General features: G+C 43.9%; 17 protein-coding genes. 14 read left to right on the top strand and 3 right to left on the bottom strand.

Features of this window, described 5'->3' with window-relative positions:
- The first annotated feature begins 1 nt into the window (after window position 1).
- The 12 genes from R7Q48_RS07550 to R7Q48_RS07495 all read left to right on the top strand — a co-directional run bounded on the left by R7Q48_RS07550 (window position 2) and on the right by R7Q48_RS07495 (window position 11,355).
- On the top strand, window positions 2-952 hold the full coding sequence (locus tag R7Q48_RS07550; protein WP_017821385.1) for a beta-ketoacyl-ACP synthase III: 951 nt from the start codon (window positions 2-4) through the stop codon (window positions 950-952).
- Window positions 953-1,027: 75 nt separating this feature from the next.
- On the top strand, window positions 1,028-1,951 hold the full coding sequence (fabD, locus tag R7Q48_RS07545; protein ID WP_054574794.1) for an ACP S-malonyltransferase: 924 nt from the start codon (window positions 1,028-1,030) through the stop codon (window positions 1,949-1,951).
- Between the two features lie 45 nt (window positions 1,952-1,996).
- Window positions 1,997-2,731: a 3-oxoacyl-ACP reductase FabG gene (gene fabG / locus R7Q48_RS07540; protein ID WP_031781117.1), complete on the top strand. Its 735-nt coding sequence runs from the start codon at window positions 1,997-1,999 to the stop codon at window positions 2,729-2,731.
- A 246-nt stretch (window positions 2,732-2,977) separates the two neighbouring features.
- Window positions 2,978-3,211 (top strand): acyl carrier protein, encoded by a 234-nt coding sequence (gene acpP / locus R7Q48_RS07535; protein WP_004406112.1) that lies wholly within the window; start codon window positions 2,978-2,980, stop codon window positions 3,209-3,211.
- 93 nt (window positions 3,212-3,304) lie between these two features.
- Complete coding sequence (gene fabF, locus R7Q48_RS07530; RefSeq protein WP_033905745.1) at window positions 3,305-4,555, top strand: beta-ketoacyl-ACP synthase II; 1,251 nt, start codon at window positions 3,305-3,307, stop codon at window positions 4,553-4,555.
- A gap of 107 nt (window positions 4,556-4,662) precedes the next feature.
- On the top strand, window positions 4,663-5,478 hold the full coding sequence (gene pabC / locus R7Q48_RS07525) for an aminodeoxychorismate lyase (RefSeq protein WP_104975488.1): 816 nt from the start codon (window positions 4,663-4,665) through the stop codon (window positions 5,476-5,478).
- Window positions 5,475-6,491, top strand: coding sequence for an endolytic transglycosylase MltG (gene mltG, locus R7Q48_RS07520; protein ID WP_005372950.1), 1,017 nt, complete (start codon window positions 5,475-5,477; stop codon window positions 6,489-6,491). Before pabC ends, mltG begins: the two co-directional genes overlap by 4 nt.
- On the top strand, window positions 6,488-7,120 hold the full coding sequence (gene tmk, locus R7Q48_RS07515; protein ID WP_206970741.1) for a dTMP kinase: 633 nt from the start codon (window positions 6,488-6,490) through the stop codon (window positions 7,118-7,120). Before mltG ends, tmk begins: the two co-directional genes overlap by 4 nt.
- A gap of 24 nt (window positions 7,121-7,144) precedes the next feature.
- Window positions 7,145-8,107 (top strand): DNA polymerase III subunit delta', encoded by a 963-nt coding sequence (locus R7Q48_RS07510; protein WP_206970740.1) that lies wholly within the window; start codon window positions 7,145-7,147, stop codon window positions 8,105-8,107.
- Window positions 8,098-8,865, top strand: a complete 768-nt coding sequence (locus tag R7Q48_RS07505; protein WP_005372957.1) for a TatD family hydrolase — start codon at window positions 8,098-8,100, stop codon at window positions 8,863-8,865. Before R7Q48_RS07510 ends, R7Q48_RS07505 begins: the two co-directional genes overlap by 10 nt.
- A 444-nt stretch (window positions 8,866-9,309) precedes the next feature.
- Entirely contained in the window at window positions 9,310-10,740 is a 1,431-nt protein-coding gene (gene ptsG / locus R7Q48_RS07500) for a PTS glucose transporter subunit IIBC (protein ID WP_005372959.1), read from the top strand.
- Window positions 10,741-10,953: 213 nt separating this feature from the next.
- Window positions 10,954-11,355, top strand: a complete 402-nt coding sequence (locus tag R7Q48_RS07495; protein ID WP_053349624.1) for a hypothetical protein — start codon at window positions 10,954-10,956, stop codon at window positions 11,353-11,355.
- 63 nt (window positions 11,356-11,418) lie between these two features.
- Here R7Q48_RS07495 and R7Q48_RS07490 read toward each other — a convergent pair whose 3' ends face one another.
- From R7Q48_RS07490 to R7Q48_RS07480, 3 genes are all read right to left on the bottom strand, one after another.
- Window positions 11,419-11,514: a MetS family NSS transporter small subunit gene (locus tag R7Q48_RS07490; RefSeq protein ID WP_005372963.1), complete on the bottom strand. Its 96-nt coding sequence runs from the start codon at window positions 11,512-11,514 to the stop codon at window positions 11,419-11,421.
- The gene (locus R7Q48_RS07485; protein WP_318132220.1) at window positions 11,511-12,977 is read right to left on the bottom strand and encodes a sodium-dependent transporter; all 1,467 of its coding nucleotides are present in this window, start codon (window positions 12,975-12,977) and stop codon (window positions 11,511-11,513) included. The genes R7Q48_RS07490 and R7Q48_RS07485 overlap by 4 nt, the downstream gene beginning before the upstream one ends.
- A 569-nt stretch (window positions 12,978-13,546) precedes the next feature.
- Window positions 13,547-14,137 (bottom strand): outer membrane protein, encoded by a 591-nt coding sequence (locus tag R7Q48_RS07480; RefSeq protein WP_213963874.1) that lies wholly within the window; start codon window positions 14,135-14,137, stop codon window positions 13,547-13,549.
- A 127-nt stretch (window positions 14,138-14,264) separates the two neighbouring features.
- Here R7Q48_RS07480 and R7Q48_RS07475 point away from each other — a divergent pair, with 127 nt between their 5' ends.
- Together R7Q48_RS07475 and R7Q48_RS07470 are read left to right on the top strand one after the other, a co-directional pair.
- Complete coding sequence (locus R7Q48_RS07475) at window positions 14,265-14,357, top strand: YnhF family membrane protein (protein ID WP_005372970.1); 93 nt, start codon at window positions 14,265-14,267, stop codon at window positions 14,355-14,357.
- Window positions 14,358-14,401: 44 nt separating this feature from the next.
- Window positions 14,402-15,553 carry a patatin family protein gene (locus R7Q48_RS07470; protein ID WP_005372971.1) on the top strand — a complete coding sequence of 384 codons (1,152 nt, stop codon included), beginning with the start codon at window positions 14,402-14,404 and terminating at the stop codon, window positions 15,551-15,553.
- Window positions 15,554-15,605: the final 52 nt, after the last annotated feature.

Raw genomic sequence — 15,605 nt, 5'->3', positions numbered from 1 at the left:
CATGTATAGCAAAATTTTAGGTACTGGCAGCTACCTGCCATCTCAGGTGCGTACAAACGCAGATCTAGAGAAAATGGTAGATACAAGTGATGAGTGGATCGTTGCTCGCACGGGTATTAAAGAGCGTCGAATTGCTGCAGAAAACGAAACTGTAGCAGACATGGCATTCTACGCAGCTGAAAACGCTATCGATATGGCGGGTATTGATAAAAACGATATCGACCTGATTATCGTAGCCACAACGAGCAGTAGCCATACTTTCCCTTCATCTGCGTGTCAGGTGCAGGCAAAGCTTGGCATTAAAGGTTGTCCAGCTTTTGACTTAGCCGCTGCTTGTTCTGGTTTTGTGTACGCATTATCTGTTGCAGACCAACATATCAAATCTGGTATGTGCAAAAACGTACTTGTGATTGGTTCAGATGCTTTGTCTAAAACGTGTGATCCGACAGACCGTTCAACCATTATCCTATTTGGTGATGGTGCCGGAGCCGTTGTCGTAGGCGCTAGCCAAGAGCCTGGCATTATCTCTACCCACATATACTCGGATGGTCAATTCGGAGAGCTTCTAAGCCTCCCTGTACCTGTGCGGGGGCAAGATGCGGATAAATGGCTTCATATGGCTGGGAACGAAGTATTCAAAGTCGCTGTCACTCAGTTATCGAAACTAGTAAAAGATACGCTTGAAGCCAACAACATGCATAAGTCTGAGCTAGACTGGCTAGTGCCGCACCAAGCGAACTACCGCATTATTTCAGCGACAGCGAAGAAACTTTCGATGTCACTAGACCAAGTCGTGATTACACTTGATAAACACGGCAACACATCAGCTGCGACTGTGCCGACAGCACTAGATGAAGCGGTACGTGATGGTCGTATTAAACGCGGTCAAACTCTGCTTCTTGAAGCGTTTGGCGGTGGATTCACTTGGGGCTCGGCCCTTGTGAAGTTCTAAGTTTCACAAGAATTCAAAATTTAAGGTGCACTTGGTGCATCTTATTTCTTTTTACTTTGCTTAAAGGAAAACAACATGAGCAAGTTTGCTATCGTATTTCCAGGTCAAGGTTCTCAAGCTGTAGGTATGCTTGCAGAACTAGGCGAACAATATGACGTAGTAAAACAAACATTTGCAGAAGCATCTGACGCACTAGGTTACGATCTATGGGCGCTTGTTCAAAATGGACCTGCAGAAGATTTAAACGAGACTTTCCGTACTCAACCAGCTTTGCTAGCTTCATCTGTTGCAATCTGGCGTGTATGGCAGGAACTTGGCTTAGAGCAACCAGCAAACCTAGCCGGTCACAGCCTAGGTGAGTACTCAGCACTTGTATGTGCGGGTGTTATTGACTTTAAAGAAGCCATCAAGCTGGTTGAATTACGTGGTCAACTTATGCAAGAAGCAGTACCAGCTGGTACTGGCGCAATGTACGCGATTATCGGTTTGGCTGATGATGCGATTGCAAAAGCGTGTGAAGACGCAGCGCAAGGCGAAGTGGTCTCTCCAGTAAACTTTAACTCGCCTGGTCAAGTCGTTATCGCTGGTAGCAAAGACGCAGTAGAGCGAGCTGGTGCGCTATGTAAAGAAGCTGGTGCGAAGCGTGCGCTTCCTCTTCCTGTTTCAGTACCTTCACACTGTGCACTTATGAAGCCAGCAGCGGAAAAACTTGCTGTAGCTCTTGAGTCTATCGAATTTAACTCACCACAGCTGCCAGTTATCAACAACGTTGATGTGATTGCTGAGACAGATCCTGCAAAAATCAAAGATGCGCTTGTTCGTCAGCTACATAGCCCAGTTCGTTGGACTGAAACAGTTGAACTGATGCACGAACAAGGCGTAGAAAATCTTCTTGAGCTTGGTCCTGGTAAAGTTTTAACAGGTCTAACAAAACGTATCGTGAAAACGCTAACTGCAGCAGCAGTGAATGATATCGCATCGCTAGACGCTGCGAAGTAATCCATAAAGCGATAAATTTGCGATAAGAAAAGGAAACACAACATGATGAATCTAGAAGGTAAGATCGCGCTAGTTACCGGCGCAAGCCGTGGTATTGGCCGCGCGATCGCGGAACTTCTTGTCGAGCGAGGTGCTACGGTTATCGGTACTGCTACTTCTGAAAGTGGTGCGGCTGCTATCAGCGAGTATCTTGGTGATAACGGTAAAGGCTTAGCGCTTAACGTGACTGATGTCGAGTCTATAGAAGCGACATTAAAAACGATCAACGAAGAATTTGGTGTGATCGATATTCTGGTGAATAACGCTGGTATTACTCGTGACAACCTATTGATGCGCATGAAAGATGATGAGTGGAACGACATCATCGATACCAACCTAACGCCTATCTACCGCATGTCTAAAGCGGTTTTACGCGGTATGATGAAAAAACGTGCGGGTCGTATCATCAACGTAGGCTCTGTTGTTGGTACCATGGGTAATGCTGGTCAAACTAACTACGCAGCAGCGAAAGCGGGCGTGATTGGTTTTACTAAATCAATGGCTCGTGAAGTTGCGTCTCGTGGTGTAACAGTGAACACTGTTGCTCCTGGTTTCATCGAAACTGACATGACTAAGGCGCTAAATGATGACCAACGTGCGGCAACTTTGTCGAACGTGCCAGCAGGTCGTTTAGGTGACCCACGTGAAATTGCATCAGCAGTAGTTTTCCTTGCTTCTCCTGAAGCAGCGTACATTACTGGTGAAACTTTGCATGTAAATGGTGGCATGTACATGGTTTAATGCGACAGTTTATGCAAAATAAGCTATTTTACATTGTGAAAAATAGCCTATAGTTGCAGTTAACTGTCATGAACTTGTCATGCTTATGCGCAAGATTTGTGCATGATTTAAGTCAAAAATGTATTGAAATTCGGTTAAATTCGCTAATTTTGTGGTTTGACCAGCAAGGACCCCCTTGCAACTTTCAATAGTTCGAATAAACTACGGAATCATCGCATTAGGCGAAATCTGTAAAGGAAAAGAAAAATGAGCAACATCGAAGAACGCGTAAAGAAAATCATTGTTGAACAGCTAGGTGTAGACGAAGCAGAAGTTAAAAACGAAGCTTCTTTCGTTGACGATCTAGGTGCTGATTCTCTAGACACTGTAGAACTAGTTATGGCTCTAGAAGAGGAATTCGACACTGAGATTCCTGACGAAGAAGCTGAGAAGATCACTACTGTTCAAGCTGCAATCGACTACGTAAACAGCGCTCAGTAATTAGCTCTCCCAGGCGGTCTCCTAGACCGCCTGTGTTCTTTCTAACTTCTTCTATCCTCTCATAGAAATATTCAATTCCCGGAGAATTATATCGTGTCCAAGCGTCGTGTAGTTGTCACTGGCATGGGTATGTTGTCACCGGTAGGCAACACAGTAGAATCATCTTGGAAAGCCCTGCTAGAAGGTCAAAGTGGTATCGTAAATATCGAGCACTTTGATACTACGAACTTCTCAACTCGTTTTGCAGGTCTTGTTAAAGATTTCGATTGCACAGAGTACATGTCTAAAAAAGATGCTCGTAAGATGGACCTTTTCATCCAGTACGGCATTGCAGCGGGTATTCAAGCTCTTGATAACTCTGGCTTACAAATTACCGAAGAAAATGCGGCTCGAGTTGGTGTTGCTATCGGCTCAGGCATTGGCGGTCTTGACCTTATCGAAACTGGCCATACTGCATTAGTAGACAAAGGCCCTCGCAAAGTTAGCCCATTTTTTGTTCCTTCGACCATTGTAAACATGGTTGCAGGTAACCTATCTATCATGCGTGGTCTTCGTGGTCCAAATATCGCGATTTCTACCGCATGTACTACTGGCCTGCATAATATCGGCCATGCAGCACGTATGATTGCCTACGGCGATGCAGATGCGATGGTTGCTGGTGGTGCAGAAAAAGCTTCTACGCCTCTTGGCATGGCTGGCTTCGGTGCAGCTAAAGCGCTATCTACTCGTAATGACGAGCCTCAAAAAGCGTCTCGCCCATGGGATAAAGGCCGTGATGGTTTTGTTCTAGGTGATGGTGCTGGCATGATGGTGCTTGAAGAGTACGAACACGCGAAAGCACGTGGCGCGAAGATTTACGCAGAACTGGTTGGTTTTGGTATGTCTGGTGATGCTTACCACATGACATCTCCAAGCGAAGACGGCTCTGGTGGTGCACTTGCGATGGAAGCGGCGATGCGTGACGCTAACATCACAGGTACTCAAGTAGGTTATGTGAATGCTCACGGTACTTCTACTCCTGCTGGTGATGTTGCAGAAATCAAGGGCGTGAAACGTGCTCTTGGTGAAGAAGGTGCGAAGCAAGTTCTTGTGTCTTCAACTAAGTCGATGACGGGTCACCTATTAGGTGCTGCTGGCTCTGTTGAAGCAATTATCACGGTTATGTCTTTGGTTGACCAAATTGTTCCGCCAACCATTAACCTTGATGATCCAGAAGAAGGTCTAGACATCGACCTTGTGCCGCATACAGCGCGCAAAGTTGAAGGTATGGAGTACGCTATCTGTAACTCGTTTGGCTTTGGTGGTACAAACGGTTCTTTGATCTTCAAGAAGTTCGCTGAGTAACACTATCTAACCTAATTTAGATAAGCGAAACTTGTATTCTAACGGCTCGATGCTTAGCATTGAGCCGTTTTGTTTTATTTGTTGTCTGCTAATTTGAAGGTATGTGAATGTTTTGGGTAAATGGAGTTCCGCAAACGCATGTAGAGCTAGGTGATCGCTCATTCCAATACGGTGATGGAGGCTTTACCACCATCCTGACCCAAAATGGAGAGTTGGTTTACTGGCAGGAACATACTGAGCGCATGAGTGCTTGCCTTGACGCTTTGAAGATCTCTTCACCTGACTGGAAAGTTGTGCATGATTGGGCAAGCAAAGCGGTTTTATCTGACGCACGAGCGGGGGTGAAGATTCACGTTAGCCGCGGTATTGGCGGGCGAGGGTATAGCCCTAATGGGATTGAAGGCCCTATCGTGACGATTTCCAATTTTGCGTTTCCTTCTCATTATTCATCTTGGCAAGAACAAGGTGTGGACTTGGGCGTTTGCAATACTCGTCTAGGGATTCAACCTTTACTTGCGGGACATAAGCACAACAACCGTTTAGAGCAGATTCTCGCCAAGGCTGAAATCGACAATACAGAGTTTGCAGATGCAATAACGTTAAATGTGCAAAACCATGTCATTGAAACTACAATGGCCAACCTTTTTTGGGTTAAAGGTAATAAAGTATTTACGCCGGAGCTGACCTTATCAGGCGTTACGGGCGTAATGCGTCGTAAGGTGCTTGAGTTACTTAAAGTAAGTCATATTGAAGTCATCGAGGGGCGTTTTATACTTCCAGATTTGCTTAGTGCTGACGAGGCTTTCATGTGTAACTCAATATTAGGTGTCGCACCTATTCGCAGCATAGTGACATCGAACTCTAAGACTATATTTCCTATAGGAAAATTGACTCAACGACTGCAAGGGAATTTAACTACGTGATTAAAAAACTGTTGGCTTTTGTTGTGCTGATCGCAGTGATAGGCGCAGCAGCTGTTTTTTATATAATTTCACAGGCTAAACAATACGTTGAAAAGCCTATTCTATTGGAACAACCTCAGCTGTTTACTGTAGAAAGTGGTACAAGCTTTCATCATGTCATGCGCGCCTTAGTTGAAGATGAGGTGATTGAAACATCGGAGTACATCCGTTTAATTCCTCACTTATATCCAGAATTGTTGCAAGTGCGAGCGGGTACTTACCAACTTGAGCCTGGTATGTCACTTTCGCAAACATTGGAGCATCTGAATACTGGAAAAGAATACCAGTTTGCGATCACTTTTGTTGAAGGCAGCCGCTTTTCTGAATGGGTAGATCAACTAAAAAGTGCTCCTTATTTAAAGCATGATTTAACCGATCTTTCAGAAAAAGAAATGGCTGCGAAGCTCGGAATTGAGAGAGAAAAGCTAGAAGGGTTGTTTTTAGCAGAAACCTACCATTACACAGCGGGTGCGAGTGAAAGCCAGTTATTAAAACGAGCGCATCGAAAACTCAATAAAATACTGGACGCTAGCTGGGAAGCTCGTCAAGAAAAGCTGCCATTACAGGATAAATATGAAGCCTTGATTCTCGCGTCTATCATCGAGAAAGAGACGGCTATTGATTCTGAGCGTGAGCGCGTCGCTTCTGTGTTTATCAACCGATTGAACAAACGTATGCGGTTACAAACTGATCCGACAGTTATTTATGGTATGGGTGACGCCTACGATGGCAACATTCGTAAGAAAGATTTGCGTACGCCGACACCATATAACACCTATACCATCAATGGTTTGCCACCAACACCGATTGCGATGGCTGGTGAAGCTTCCATTGAAGCGGCTTTGAATCCAGAAAGCAGCAACTATTTATATTTTGTAGCAAGTGGAAAGGGCGGACATGTATTCTCGAAATCCCTTGCTGAGCACAACCGTGCTGTTCGTGCCTATTTAAGAGAACTAAGAAAGAACAAATGATGAAAGCAAACTTTATTGTCGTTGAAGGCCTAGAAGGCGCGGGTAAAAGCACTGCGATTAAAACCGTTTTAGATACGCTAAAAGCGGCCGGTATTGAGGATATCGTAAATACCCGTGAGCCAGGAGGCACACCGCTAGCAGAAAAAATGCGCGCTCTGGTGAAAGAAGAGCACGAAGGCGAAGAACTTAAGGACATGACGGAGTTGCTTCTTCTGTACGCTGCACGTGTTCAGTTGGTTGAGAACGTGATCAAACCAGCTTTGGAAAACGGTCAGTGGGTGGTTGGTGACCGACACGATATGTCGTCGCAAGCTTATCAAGGTGGTGGCCGTCAGATTGACGCATCGTTAATGAAAAATCTCCGGGATACAACGCTTGGTGATTTTAAACCTGCTCTCACTCTCTATATGGATATTGACCCTCGTGTTGGGCTTGAGCGTGCACGTGGGCGTGGTGAGTTAGATCGTATAGAGAAGATGGATATTAGTTTCTTCGAGCGTACACGTGAGCGTTATTTGGAGATTGCTCATGCCGATCCTTCCATCGTTATCATTAACGCAGAACAGACGATTGAAGGCGTGTCGCGTGATATTCGGGACGCTCTAAACGAGTGGCTAGATCGTCAATAAGTGAAACGTAAATTTAGGTGACTCATGTTAAATGATTATCCATGGCTACAGCCAATATGGGATAACCTCAAAGTAGGGTTAGAGTCGGACAGAATACCAGGTGCGCTTTTATTACAAAGCGAGCAGGGCTTGGGCATCGAAAAACTTATCGAGTTTTTTAGCCAAGCACTTCTTTGCCAAAATTACGCGAGTGAAGCATGCGGTTTTTGTCATAGCTGCCAGCTAAATCAATCTCAAAACCACCCTGATTTACACTGGATCAAGCCAGAGAAAGAAGGAAAGGCGATAACGGTGGACCAAATTCGAGCTTGTAACCGTCTTGCTCAGGAATCATCTCAGCTTAATGGTTACCGCCTATTTGTAATAGAACCGGCGGACTCTATGAACGAGTCGGCATCGAATGCGCTGTTAAAGACGCTAGAAGAGCCTGGGGCAAAGTGCTTGTTTTTGCTCGTTACCCACAATCAGGAGCGTCTGCTCCCAACGATTCGTAGCCGTTGCCAACACTGGGTTGTTGCGCCTCCGTCAGCGGAACAAGCGATGCAATGGATGCACGAACAAGGGGCGAAGCAAGTTCCTACTTATGCCTTAAAACTGAATATGGGCTCTCCAATAAAAACATTGGATGCGTTAAATAATGGCGATCTCGAAGCTTACTTGGCTTTTGAACGCAGTTTTATTAAGGCAATGTCTTCGCCTGTTTCAGACGTTTCTGAGTGTGCTTCTTTAATCGCTAAACACTCAGAGCAATCACTAGACTGGGCATGGTATTTACTGACAGATGCTCAGAAAGCGCAGTTTGGTGTATCAGAAGCTCAAATGCTTCCGGGCGCGACAAAGTTTCAACCGGACAACTATAACGGTTTGTACTCATCAGCGAAGGCGCTGATGAACCTGAAAGCTCAGGTGCAAGCCTTTCCTGGCCTGAACCTTGAGCTACTATCAATGAATTGGTTAATTGAATCACGAGAGGCATTATGTTCGTAGATTCTCATTGTCATTTAGACAAATTGAATTACGACGATCTCCACATCAATGTGGAAGACGTTATTAACAAAGCTAAACAAGCAAACGTAACTGAACTACTTTCTGTTGGAGTAACGCTGGATTCTTTCCCGAAAATGATGGAAATGATCGAGCCTTATGACAATGTTTATGCTTCGTGCGGTGTGCACCCACTTGATGTTGAAAGCGACTTTTCGATGGACGTATTGCGCCACCATGCGTCGAATGCAAAAGTCGTCGCTATTGGCGAAACGGGTTTAGATTATCATTACAAGCCCGAAACGGCCGCGTTACAGAAAGAGCGCTTTGAGCAACACGTTGATCTTGCAGTGGAGCTCAACAAACCTTTAATTATCCATACCAGAAACGCACGTGCGGATACTCTAGATATTTTGCGTAAGGGTGGGGCAGAGAAATGTGGTGGTGTTATCCACTGTTTTACAGAAGATCTTCCATTTGCTGAAGCTGCACTGGAGCTGGGGTTTTATATTTCTATCTCGGGGATTGTTACTTTCCGTCAAGCTACAGAGTTAAAAGAAGTGGTGAAGACTCTACCTTTAGAGAAGCTTCTTATTGAGACAGATTCTCCTTACTTGGCTCCTGTCCCTCATCGTGGCAAAGAGAATCAACCCGCTTACGTTGTCGAAGTCGCTTCTTATATTGCGCAACTCAAATCGTGCTCTCTTTCTGAAGTGGCACAAAAAACCACCGAAAACTTCCGAAATCTTTTTTTGCGATAAAAAAATAATAAGAGCATAAAAAAGGAGCTTAGGCTCCTTTTTTGTTGATAAAAACAACAGATACGCTCACGAGTTTAATGTTTACTAAAAATGTTGATTTAATAACATTCAAAAATCACAAATGTAATTTTGTTACTAAAAATAACATTGAGGCGTATTTTATTTACGCCTTAAAATTAATTATATAAATAATTAATTCTTTATGAAACAGCAACATAAGTGCAATGCAAACCTTTTCATCGGCTGTTTTTGGGTGTGATCCAAGACTTGTTTTGAAACTAAATTTCGTAACTGTGTGGAAAGTTTGAGGGTCATCAATATATATTTAGAGCCGGAAAATATAATGCAGTTGTGGTTACATTTTCATTGGGTGCTAACCTTTAGGCTACGGGGGTGTGCCGTTAGTGCCCAAATAATACTTATAAATTTATCAGGAGCATAAACATGTTTAAGAACCTTTTTGCTAACCTGCAAAAAGTTGGTAAGGCTCTGATGCTTCCAGTATCAGTTTTACCAGTTGCAGGTATTTTATTAGGTGTGGGTGCTGCCCATCTAAGCTTTATTCCAGAGATCGTTTCTAATCTTATGGAACAAGCTGGTGGTTCAGTATTCGGCCAAATGGCACTTCTATTTGCAGTAGGTGTAGCTCTAGGCTTCACTAACAACGACGGTGTTGCAGGTCTTGCAGCTATCGTTGGTTACGGCATCATGACGGCAACGCTAGGTGTAATGGCGGGCGTTATGGGTGTTGAGAAAATCGATACAGGTGTACTAGGTGGTATCCTTGTCGGTGGTGTGGCTGCTTGGGCATTCAACCGTTTCTTCAAAATCCAACTTCCAGAGTACCTTGGCTTCTTCGCTGGTAAGCGCGCAGTGCCAATCATCACTGGTTTTGCTGCGATCATCCTAGGTGTTATCCTTTCTGTTATCTGGCCACCAATTGGCGGTGCAATTTCTGCATTCTCTGATTGGGCTGCACACCAAAACCCACAGCTAGCATTCGGTATCTACGGTGTTGTTGAGCGTTCTCTAATCCCATTCGGTCTACACCACGTATGGAACGTACCGTTCTTCTTCGAAGCAGGTTCTTGTGTTAACGCTGCCGGTGAAGCTCAAAATGGTGTACTAACTTGTTACCTAGTTGCTGATGAAGCATCTCGTGCTGCTGGTAATGGCTTCGGTCAGCTAGCGGGTGGTTACATGTTCAAGATGTTCGGTCTACCAGCTGCAGCAATCGCAATTGCTCATTGTGCTAAACCAGAAAACCGTGCAAAAGTAATGGGTATCATGGCGTCAGCTGCACTGACTTCATTCCTAACTGGTATTACTGAGCCAATCGAATTCTCATTCCTATTCGTTGCTCCACTACTATACGGTATCCACGCTCTACTAGCTGGTTCTGCATACATCGTTTCGAACACTCTAGGCTTTGTACACGGTACTTCTTTCTCTCACGGTCTGATCGACTTCCTAGTTCTATCTGGTAACGCTCAGAAGATGGTGCTAATGATTGCCGTTGGTCTAGTTTACGCAGTAATTTACTACGTAGTGTTCCGTGGTGTAATCACAGCGCTTGACCTAAAAACACCTGGCCGTGAAGATGAAACGGAAAGTGCAGCTGTAACTTCTGGCTCTGATATGGGCGGTGAACTGGTTGCAGCGTTTGGCGGTAAAGCTAACATTACTGGTCTAGATGCATGTATCACACGTCTACGTGTAGCAGTTGCAGATACAGCTGCTGTTGACCAAGACAAGCTAAAACAACTAGGCGCTGCTGGTGTTGTAGTTGTAGCTGGTGGTGTACAGGCTATCTTCGGTACTAAGTCTGATAACCTAAAAACTGAAATGGATGAGTGGATTCGTAACCACGGTTAATCGCAGTCATTCATAGTAATGCATAAAAGGAGGCTTCGGCCTCCTTTTTTAGTTCCTATTTTATTAACTGACAGTTCCTTTTTTAGTGTGATCCTAAACTCATCTTTACTTTTGTCAGCTTTTTCATACATCGAGCTTACCCATCGTTGACATATTGATATGCCATTATGTTTGAATAGCGAATAATGTTTTTTTGAATAATTGATAACGTGTATGAAGAACAAATTCATTTTATTTTTGGGACTAGTTTCTAGTACGGCAATGGCGGCAAGCGAACCAACGGATCTATCAGTTGGTATGGCTGTCGATCAACAATTAAGTGTTGTTGTAGAGTTAGATAACAAATATCGTGGCATTATCGGAAACGATGGTATGGCGTTTGATTACATCGCTAAGCGTGGAACATTCGATCAAAACATGCCTGTGACTTGGTATGTCGGCGTTGGTGGCTGGTATGAATGGGATGACGAGTTTGGTGTGAGAGTACCACTTGGCGTGAACTGGGATTTATCACGCGGCTGGGACCTTTATGGTCAAATACACCCAGAGCTAGATCTTTACAAAGGTGCTGACTTGCAACTTGGCGGCGCCGTTGGCATCAAGTACAGTTTCTAGAATAAAAGAAACATAAAAAAACGCCGGTAAATACCGGCGTTTTTTGTTTGGAATGCAATACTGTTATTGTTTATCCATGGCTCGCTTGATGCAAACGGCAGCGCCGCCCCAAGTGATACCTAAACCAATAACCATCATAATAATTGCGCTGATTGTCATTTTGCTATCTCCTTGCGGTTCACTGCGTTGATCACTAGACCAAAGATAAAGAGTGCGGCGATAAGTGCCCAGCCTAAAGTTAGATCATAGCCACCGTAGCCTTCAGTAATTAGGGCGTATAGCTTGGTCGCTAAGATAATGGCGAGCATGATTGGTGTAACGAAGCGTAAGCAGATCTCGAACCATTGACCAACAGAGAAATCAGAGCGCTCGTTAACGTAATTACGTACTTCTGGCACGCGCTTCAATAGCCACGCCATCAAGACAATCTCAACCAGACCACCAACCATGATGCCAACGTTGTTTGCAAAGTGGTCTACTAGATCGAGTAGCAGCAGACCGCCATTGGTAGCAAACGCCATAGAGACAACGAAGCCAATACCAATCACAACATTTGCAGCTTTTTTACGGCTCCACTTCAGCTTGTCGATAATGGCTGAAGTTACGGCTTCCATAATTGAAATATGCGAACTTAGACCAGCAACCACCAGTGCAAAGAAGAACAGTGGACCAAGAATATATGGGGCAGGTAGTAGGTTAATTGCCGCAGGTAAAGTAACAAAAGCCAAGCCAACGCCTGCAGATACCACCTCTGTTAACGGCTTACCTTGCTCTTGAGCCATGTAACCCAATACTGAGAAGATCATGATGCCGGCTAGGATCGAGAAGCCACAGTTGATCAACACGGTCATAAACGCGTTATTCGTTATGTCCGACTTTTCTGGTAGGTAGCTAGAGTAAGCTAGCATGATGGCGAAGCCGATACTTAACGTAAAGAAGATCTGACCATATGCCGCTGCCCATACTTTAACATCCCAAATTTTGCTGAAATCGGGTTCGAACATGTAGTTCACGCCATCTAGAGCTCCTGGCAAGAAAATCATACGTCCGATTAAGAAAATCACCATCAAGAATAGGATTGGCATCATAATTTTAGATGCTCGTTCAATTCCTGATTTCACGCCTTTGGCAATGGCGGTGTAAGTAATTGCCCAAGCAATTACCATGGATAAAGCAATCTTCCATTGAATACTGCCTAAGTCTGTTGGTGAGTTGTCACCTAGCTTTAGGTATTCACTAAAGAAAAATGCGTTGGTATCGGTTCCCCAACCTTGAGTGAACGACAACCCAAAGTAAGAAATCGACCAACCGATAACAGCCACATAGTAAACGGCAATAACTGCAGCCACACCAACTTGGAACCAGCCAAGCCATTCAAATTTAGAATGAATTTTCGCAAGTGTTTTTGGTGCCGAGCCTCGGTATTTTTGTCCCATACTGAACTCAAGGATCATAAATGGAATACCGGCAGTGATCATGGCAAAAATGTAAGGAATAAAAAATGCGCCGCCACCGTTTTCATAGGCCATGTATGGGAAACGCCAAATGTTTCCCAAACCGATAGCAGACCCAACTGCTGCTAAGATGAATCCCGCCCGGGATCCCCATTGTTCTCGCTTCATATTTGACTCCTATAAGACTCCCTGAGGAATGAAGCTCTCTACGTAACACAGTAATAATTGCGCCAACAGTTGGAAGAAAGGACCGCTGTTATCCATCAGCTTTTCTATCCTTAATTCTAACTTCTTATAATTTTATAGAGCTATATTCTGGCTACTGTAAGAGAAAGTAGATTATTAATCTTAAAATTTTGATGTGTGTTTGATAAAACTGAAATATTTATCTGTTTTCACTGATCAGACTAACTTCTAATAATACTTAGCGCAATAGAATCTAAATGTTAATTCAGATGCGTTGTCTGGTTTTAATCTTGTTAAATTTGAGTTTGATTGTGGTTTTGTGTGGGTGGGTGGTTGTTTGTCTGGAATAAATGACTGGGATCTAATAATTGCTTTGGTATTTAAGACTATTTTGATTAATTAGGGCGTACGGCTATCTTTTGTGCACCTATCTAGATGATGCTTCGTTACTTTGCCAAACAATGGTGTTTAGACGATATCCTTTATCGGCTCTGTGCAGGACTCGTTCAGCGTTCTTTGTGACGAGCCCTACAGAGGAACATGCATAAAAATTAGAAGCGGAAACTAAAACCAACATTTGATTGGAATTGGTTCATCCAATCAGTATCGAACTTAATGATACAGTTTGAGCCGTCATTAGGTAGATTACAGGCGCCAGATGTATCGTTATCAACGACCGTTCCTAACCATCTCAGTTGGGCTGTTAATGCAAAGTTCTTTGAAAATTCATATTCCAGCCCTGCAAAAGCGCTAGCCGAAAATCCGTATTTTTTGTCTACCCAATCCACATCGGCATAAGAAGCGCCCAAACCTACACCGATATAGGTTTGCCAATTTTCTGCGACAGGATAGTACATGCTGCTTTGGAAGTGCAGATAATGGATATCTGCTGAGTTGGACAGCTTTTCAAGTTCCGTCGATTGATTGGAGTAAAACAATCCGATCCTTCCTTTTTCTAAGGGAGTCTCGACTGAAAGAGCGTAGTTCACTGCGGGGGCGAGATCGTATGTATTACCACTTTCATCCTCTACTTGGCCGCCTCCTGTATAGCCTATGTATGGTGTAACGATGATATTCGCTTGTGCATTGATAGCAGTACTCATCATCATGATTCCTACTAGCCAGCTGAGTTTTTGGTTCATGCCCTATCTCCTTATTATGACTAAGCTAATTGTGATGGGTTAGTCAAAATTGCGCGACTAAATTAAGCAAATCTTGAACATATTTCACACCGGTGTTATTAATTTGTTACATATTAAGGAGGTGTTTATGGAACACGATCTAAAATCCGCATTAATCATTGTGGTGACTGTTTTTGCAGTGCTTTTGTCATTTGGCATAATTGCTATTACAACAGCTTAAGATAACCACTTTTACCAAACGTTTTAACAAAATGGCGTGAGCCTATGATACGTAACAGCGGTATAATCACAGAAAGCCATGCAGAGCTTGATGTAAAAGTTTATGAGCACTTTAGGCATGGTAAAACTGCTTTAGTCACGCAAGGTGGAGGGCAGAGAGGGATTTTTACCGCTGGCGTTTTAGACGCCTTTTTACTTTCCAACTTCGATCCTTTCGATGAATTCTATGGCACCTCTGCCGGAGCACTTAACTTATGTTCTTACTTGTGTCGTCAACATGGCATGGGCAAAGCTTTTATTACCGAGCTGACAACGTCTCCTGAATTTTTTAATCTGTTTCGCTATATCCGAAAGCAGCAGTACTTAGGTTTAGAGTGGGCATTAGAACGGATTCAAGATTTCCCATACAAGCTTGACCTTGATTTAGGTCGCAGTGCATTGGGAAAACGAGGAGCGTTTGCTGCGGTAACGAATATAGAGACGCTATCAGATCAGTATCTACCAATCTTGGATGACTCGTGGTTTAACACTATGCTAGCGACATGTGCGATTCCCAAGTTGTACCACGGACCTGTCGACGTAAATGGCAATAAGTTTGTTGATGGCGGCGTGTCTGCCTCTATCCCTGTTCAAGAAGCGTGGCGTCAGAATGCTCGCAACATTATTGTCATTCGCACAGAGCCGTTTTCAGAGATTGAAGCGAGAGCCCAAAGTGAAGTGGGGGATGTGCCTGTCGAATGGTATCGAGAGTCTATCAACTCAGTACAGCAATCATGGCAGCAAAAAGTGAATCAGTGGAAGCTGGATTGGGCGTCGTTCTTCCAACAAAAAATTAATGCAGCACATCAATCGAAGCTTGCAGGGAAAATGCTGTTAAATGGAGGTCGTTGGTTGTTCGGTGCCGATAACTTGTATCGTTTAAGTCATCTGATTGGTGAGAATTTTGATTCAGGTTTAGCCGACATGCTGATGATTCATTATCAAACATTTGAGCTCACTCAGGCCTTTATATCTGCTCCACCTGACGACACTTTTATTTTACAAGTTGCGCCTAAAGAGGGACTTCGTTCTTCTTCTTTGTTAAGTGACCAAGAGTCACTAGAGCATGACTATCAACTTGGGCTTCAAGCTGGGTTTAACCTAGTTCAACTCTATGACCAGCTGGATGTTGAAATTGATGGTAGAGAGAGTGCATAAACCTTCTTACGTTCACGATGTGCGCAATATACAAAGCATATAAATAAGGCTC

It is taken from the genome of Vibrio sp. 378 (genome assembly GCF_033339435.1).
The sequence above is the reverse complement of the archived record's forward strand: the minus strand, read 5'-3'. Positions and strand labels throughout refer to the sequence as shown.

Excerpts from the sequence above, each read along its gene's own strand:
- R7Q48_RS07550 (WP_017821385.1), top strand. The coding sequence starts at position 2 with ATGTATAGCAAAATTTTAGGTACTGGCAGCTACCTGCCATCTCAGGTG.
- fabD (WP_054574794.1), top strand. The coding sequence starts at position 1,028 with ATGAGCAAGTTTGCTATCGTATTTCCAGGTCAAGGTTCTCAAGCTGTA.
- fabG (WP_031781117.1), top strand. The coding sequence starts at position 1,997 with ATGAATCTAGAAGGTAAGATCGCGCTAGTTACCGGCGCAAGCCGTGGT.
- acpP (WP_004406112.1), top strand. The coding sequence starts at position 2,978 with ATGAGCAACATCGAAGAACGCGTAAAGAAAATCATTGTTGAACAGCTA.
- pabC (WP_104975488.1), top strand. The coding sequence starts at position 4,663 with ATGTTTTGGGTAAATGGAGTTCCGCAAACGCATGTAGAGCTAGGTGAT.
- tmk (WP_206970741.1), top strand. The coding sequence starts at position 6,488 with ATGATGAAAGCAAACTTTATTGTCGTTGAAGGCCTAGAAGGCGCGGGT.
- R7Q48_RS07510 (WP_206970740.1), top strand. The coding sequence starts at position 7,145 with ATGTTAAATGATTATCCATGGCTACAGCCAATATGGGATAACCTCAAA.
- R7Q48_RS07505 (WP_005372957.1), top strand. The coding sequence starts at position 8,098 with ATGTTCGTAGATTCTCATTGTCATTTAGACAAATTGAATTACGACGAT.
- ptsG (WP_005372959.1), top strand. The coding sequence starts at position 9,310 with ATGTTTAAGAACCTTTTTGCTAACCTGCAAAAAGTTGGTAAGGCTCTG.
- R7Q48_RS07495 (WP_053349624.1), top strand. The coding sequence starts at position 10,954 with ATGAAGAACAAATTCATTTTATTTTTGGGACTAGTTTCTAGTACGGCA.
- R7Q48_RS07490 (WP_005372963.1), bottom strand. The coding sequence starts at position 11,514 with ATGACAATCAGCGCAATTATTATGATGGTTATTGGTTTAGGTATCACT.
- R7Q48_RS07485 (WP_318132220.1), bottom strand. The coding sequence starts at position 12,977 with ATGAAGCGAGAACAATGGGGATCCCGGGCGGGATTCATCTTAGCAGCA.
- R7Q48_RS07480 (WP_213963874.1), bottom strand. The coding sequence starts at position 14,137 with ATGAACCAAAAACTCAGCTGGCTAGTAGGAATCATGATGATGAGTACT.
- R7Q48_RS07475 (WP_005372970.1), top strand. The coding sequence starts at position 14,265 with ATGGAACACGATCTAAAATCCGCATTAATCATTGTGGTGACTGTTTTT.
- R7Q48_RS07470 (WP_005372971.1), top strand. The coding sequence starts at position 14,402 with ATGATACGTAACAGCGGTATAATCACAGAAAGCCATGCAGAGCTTGAT.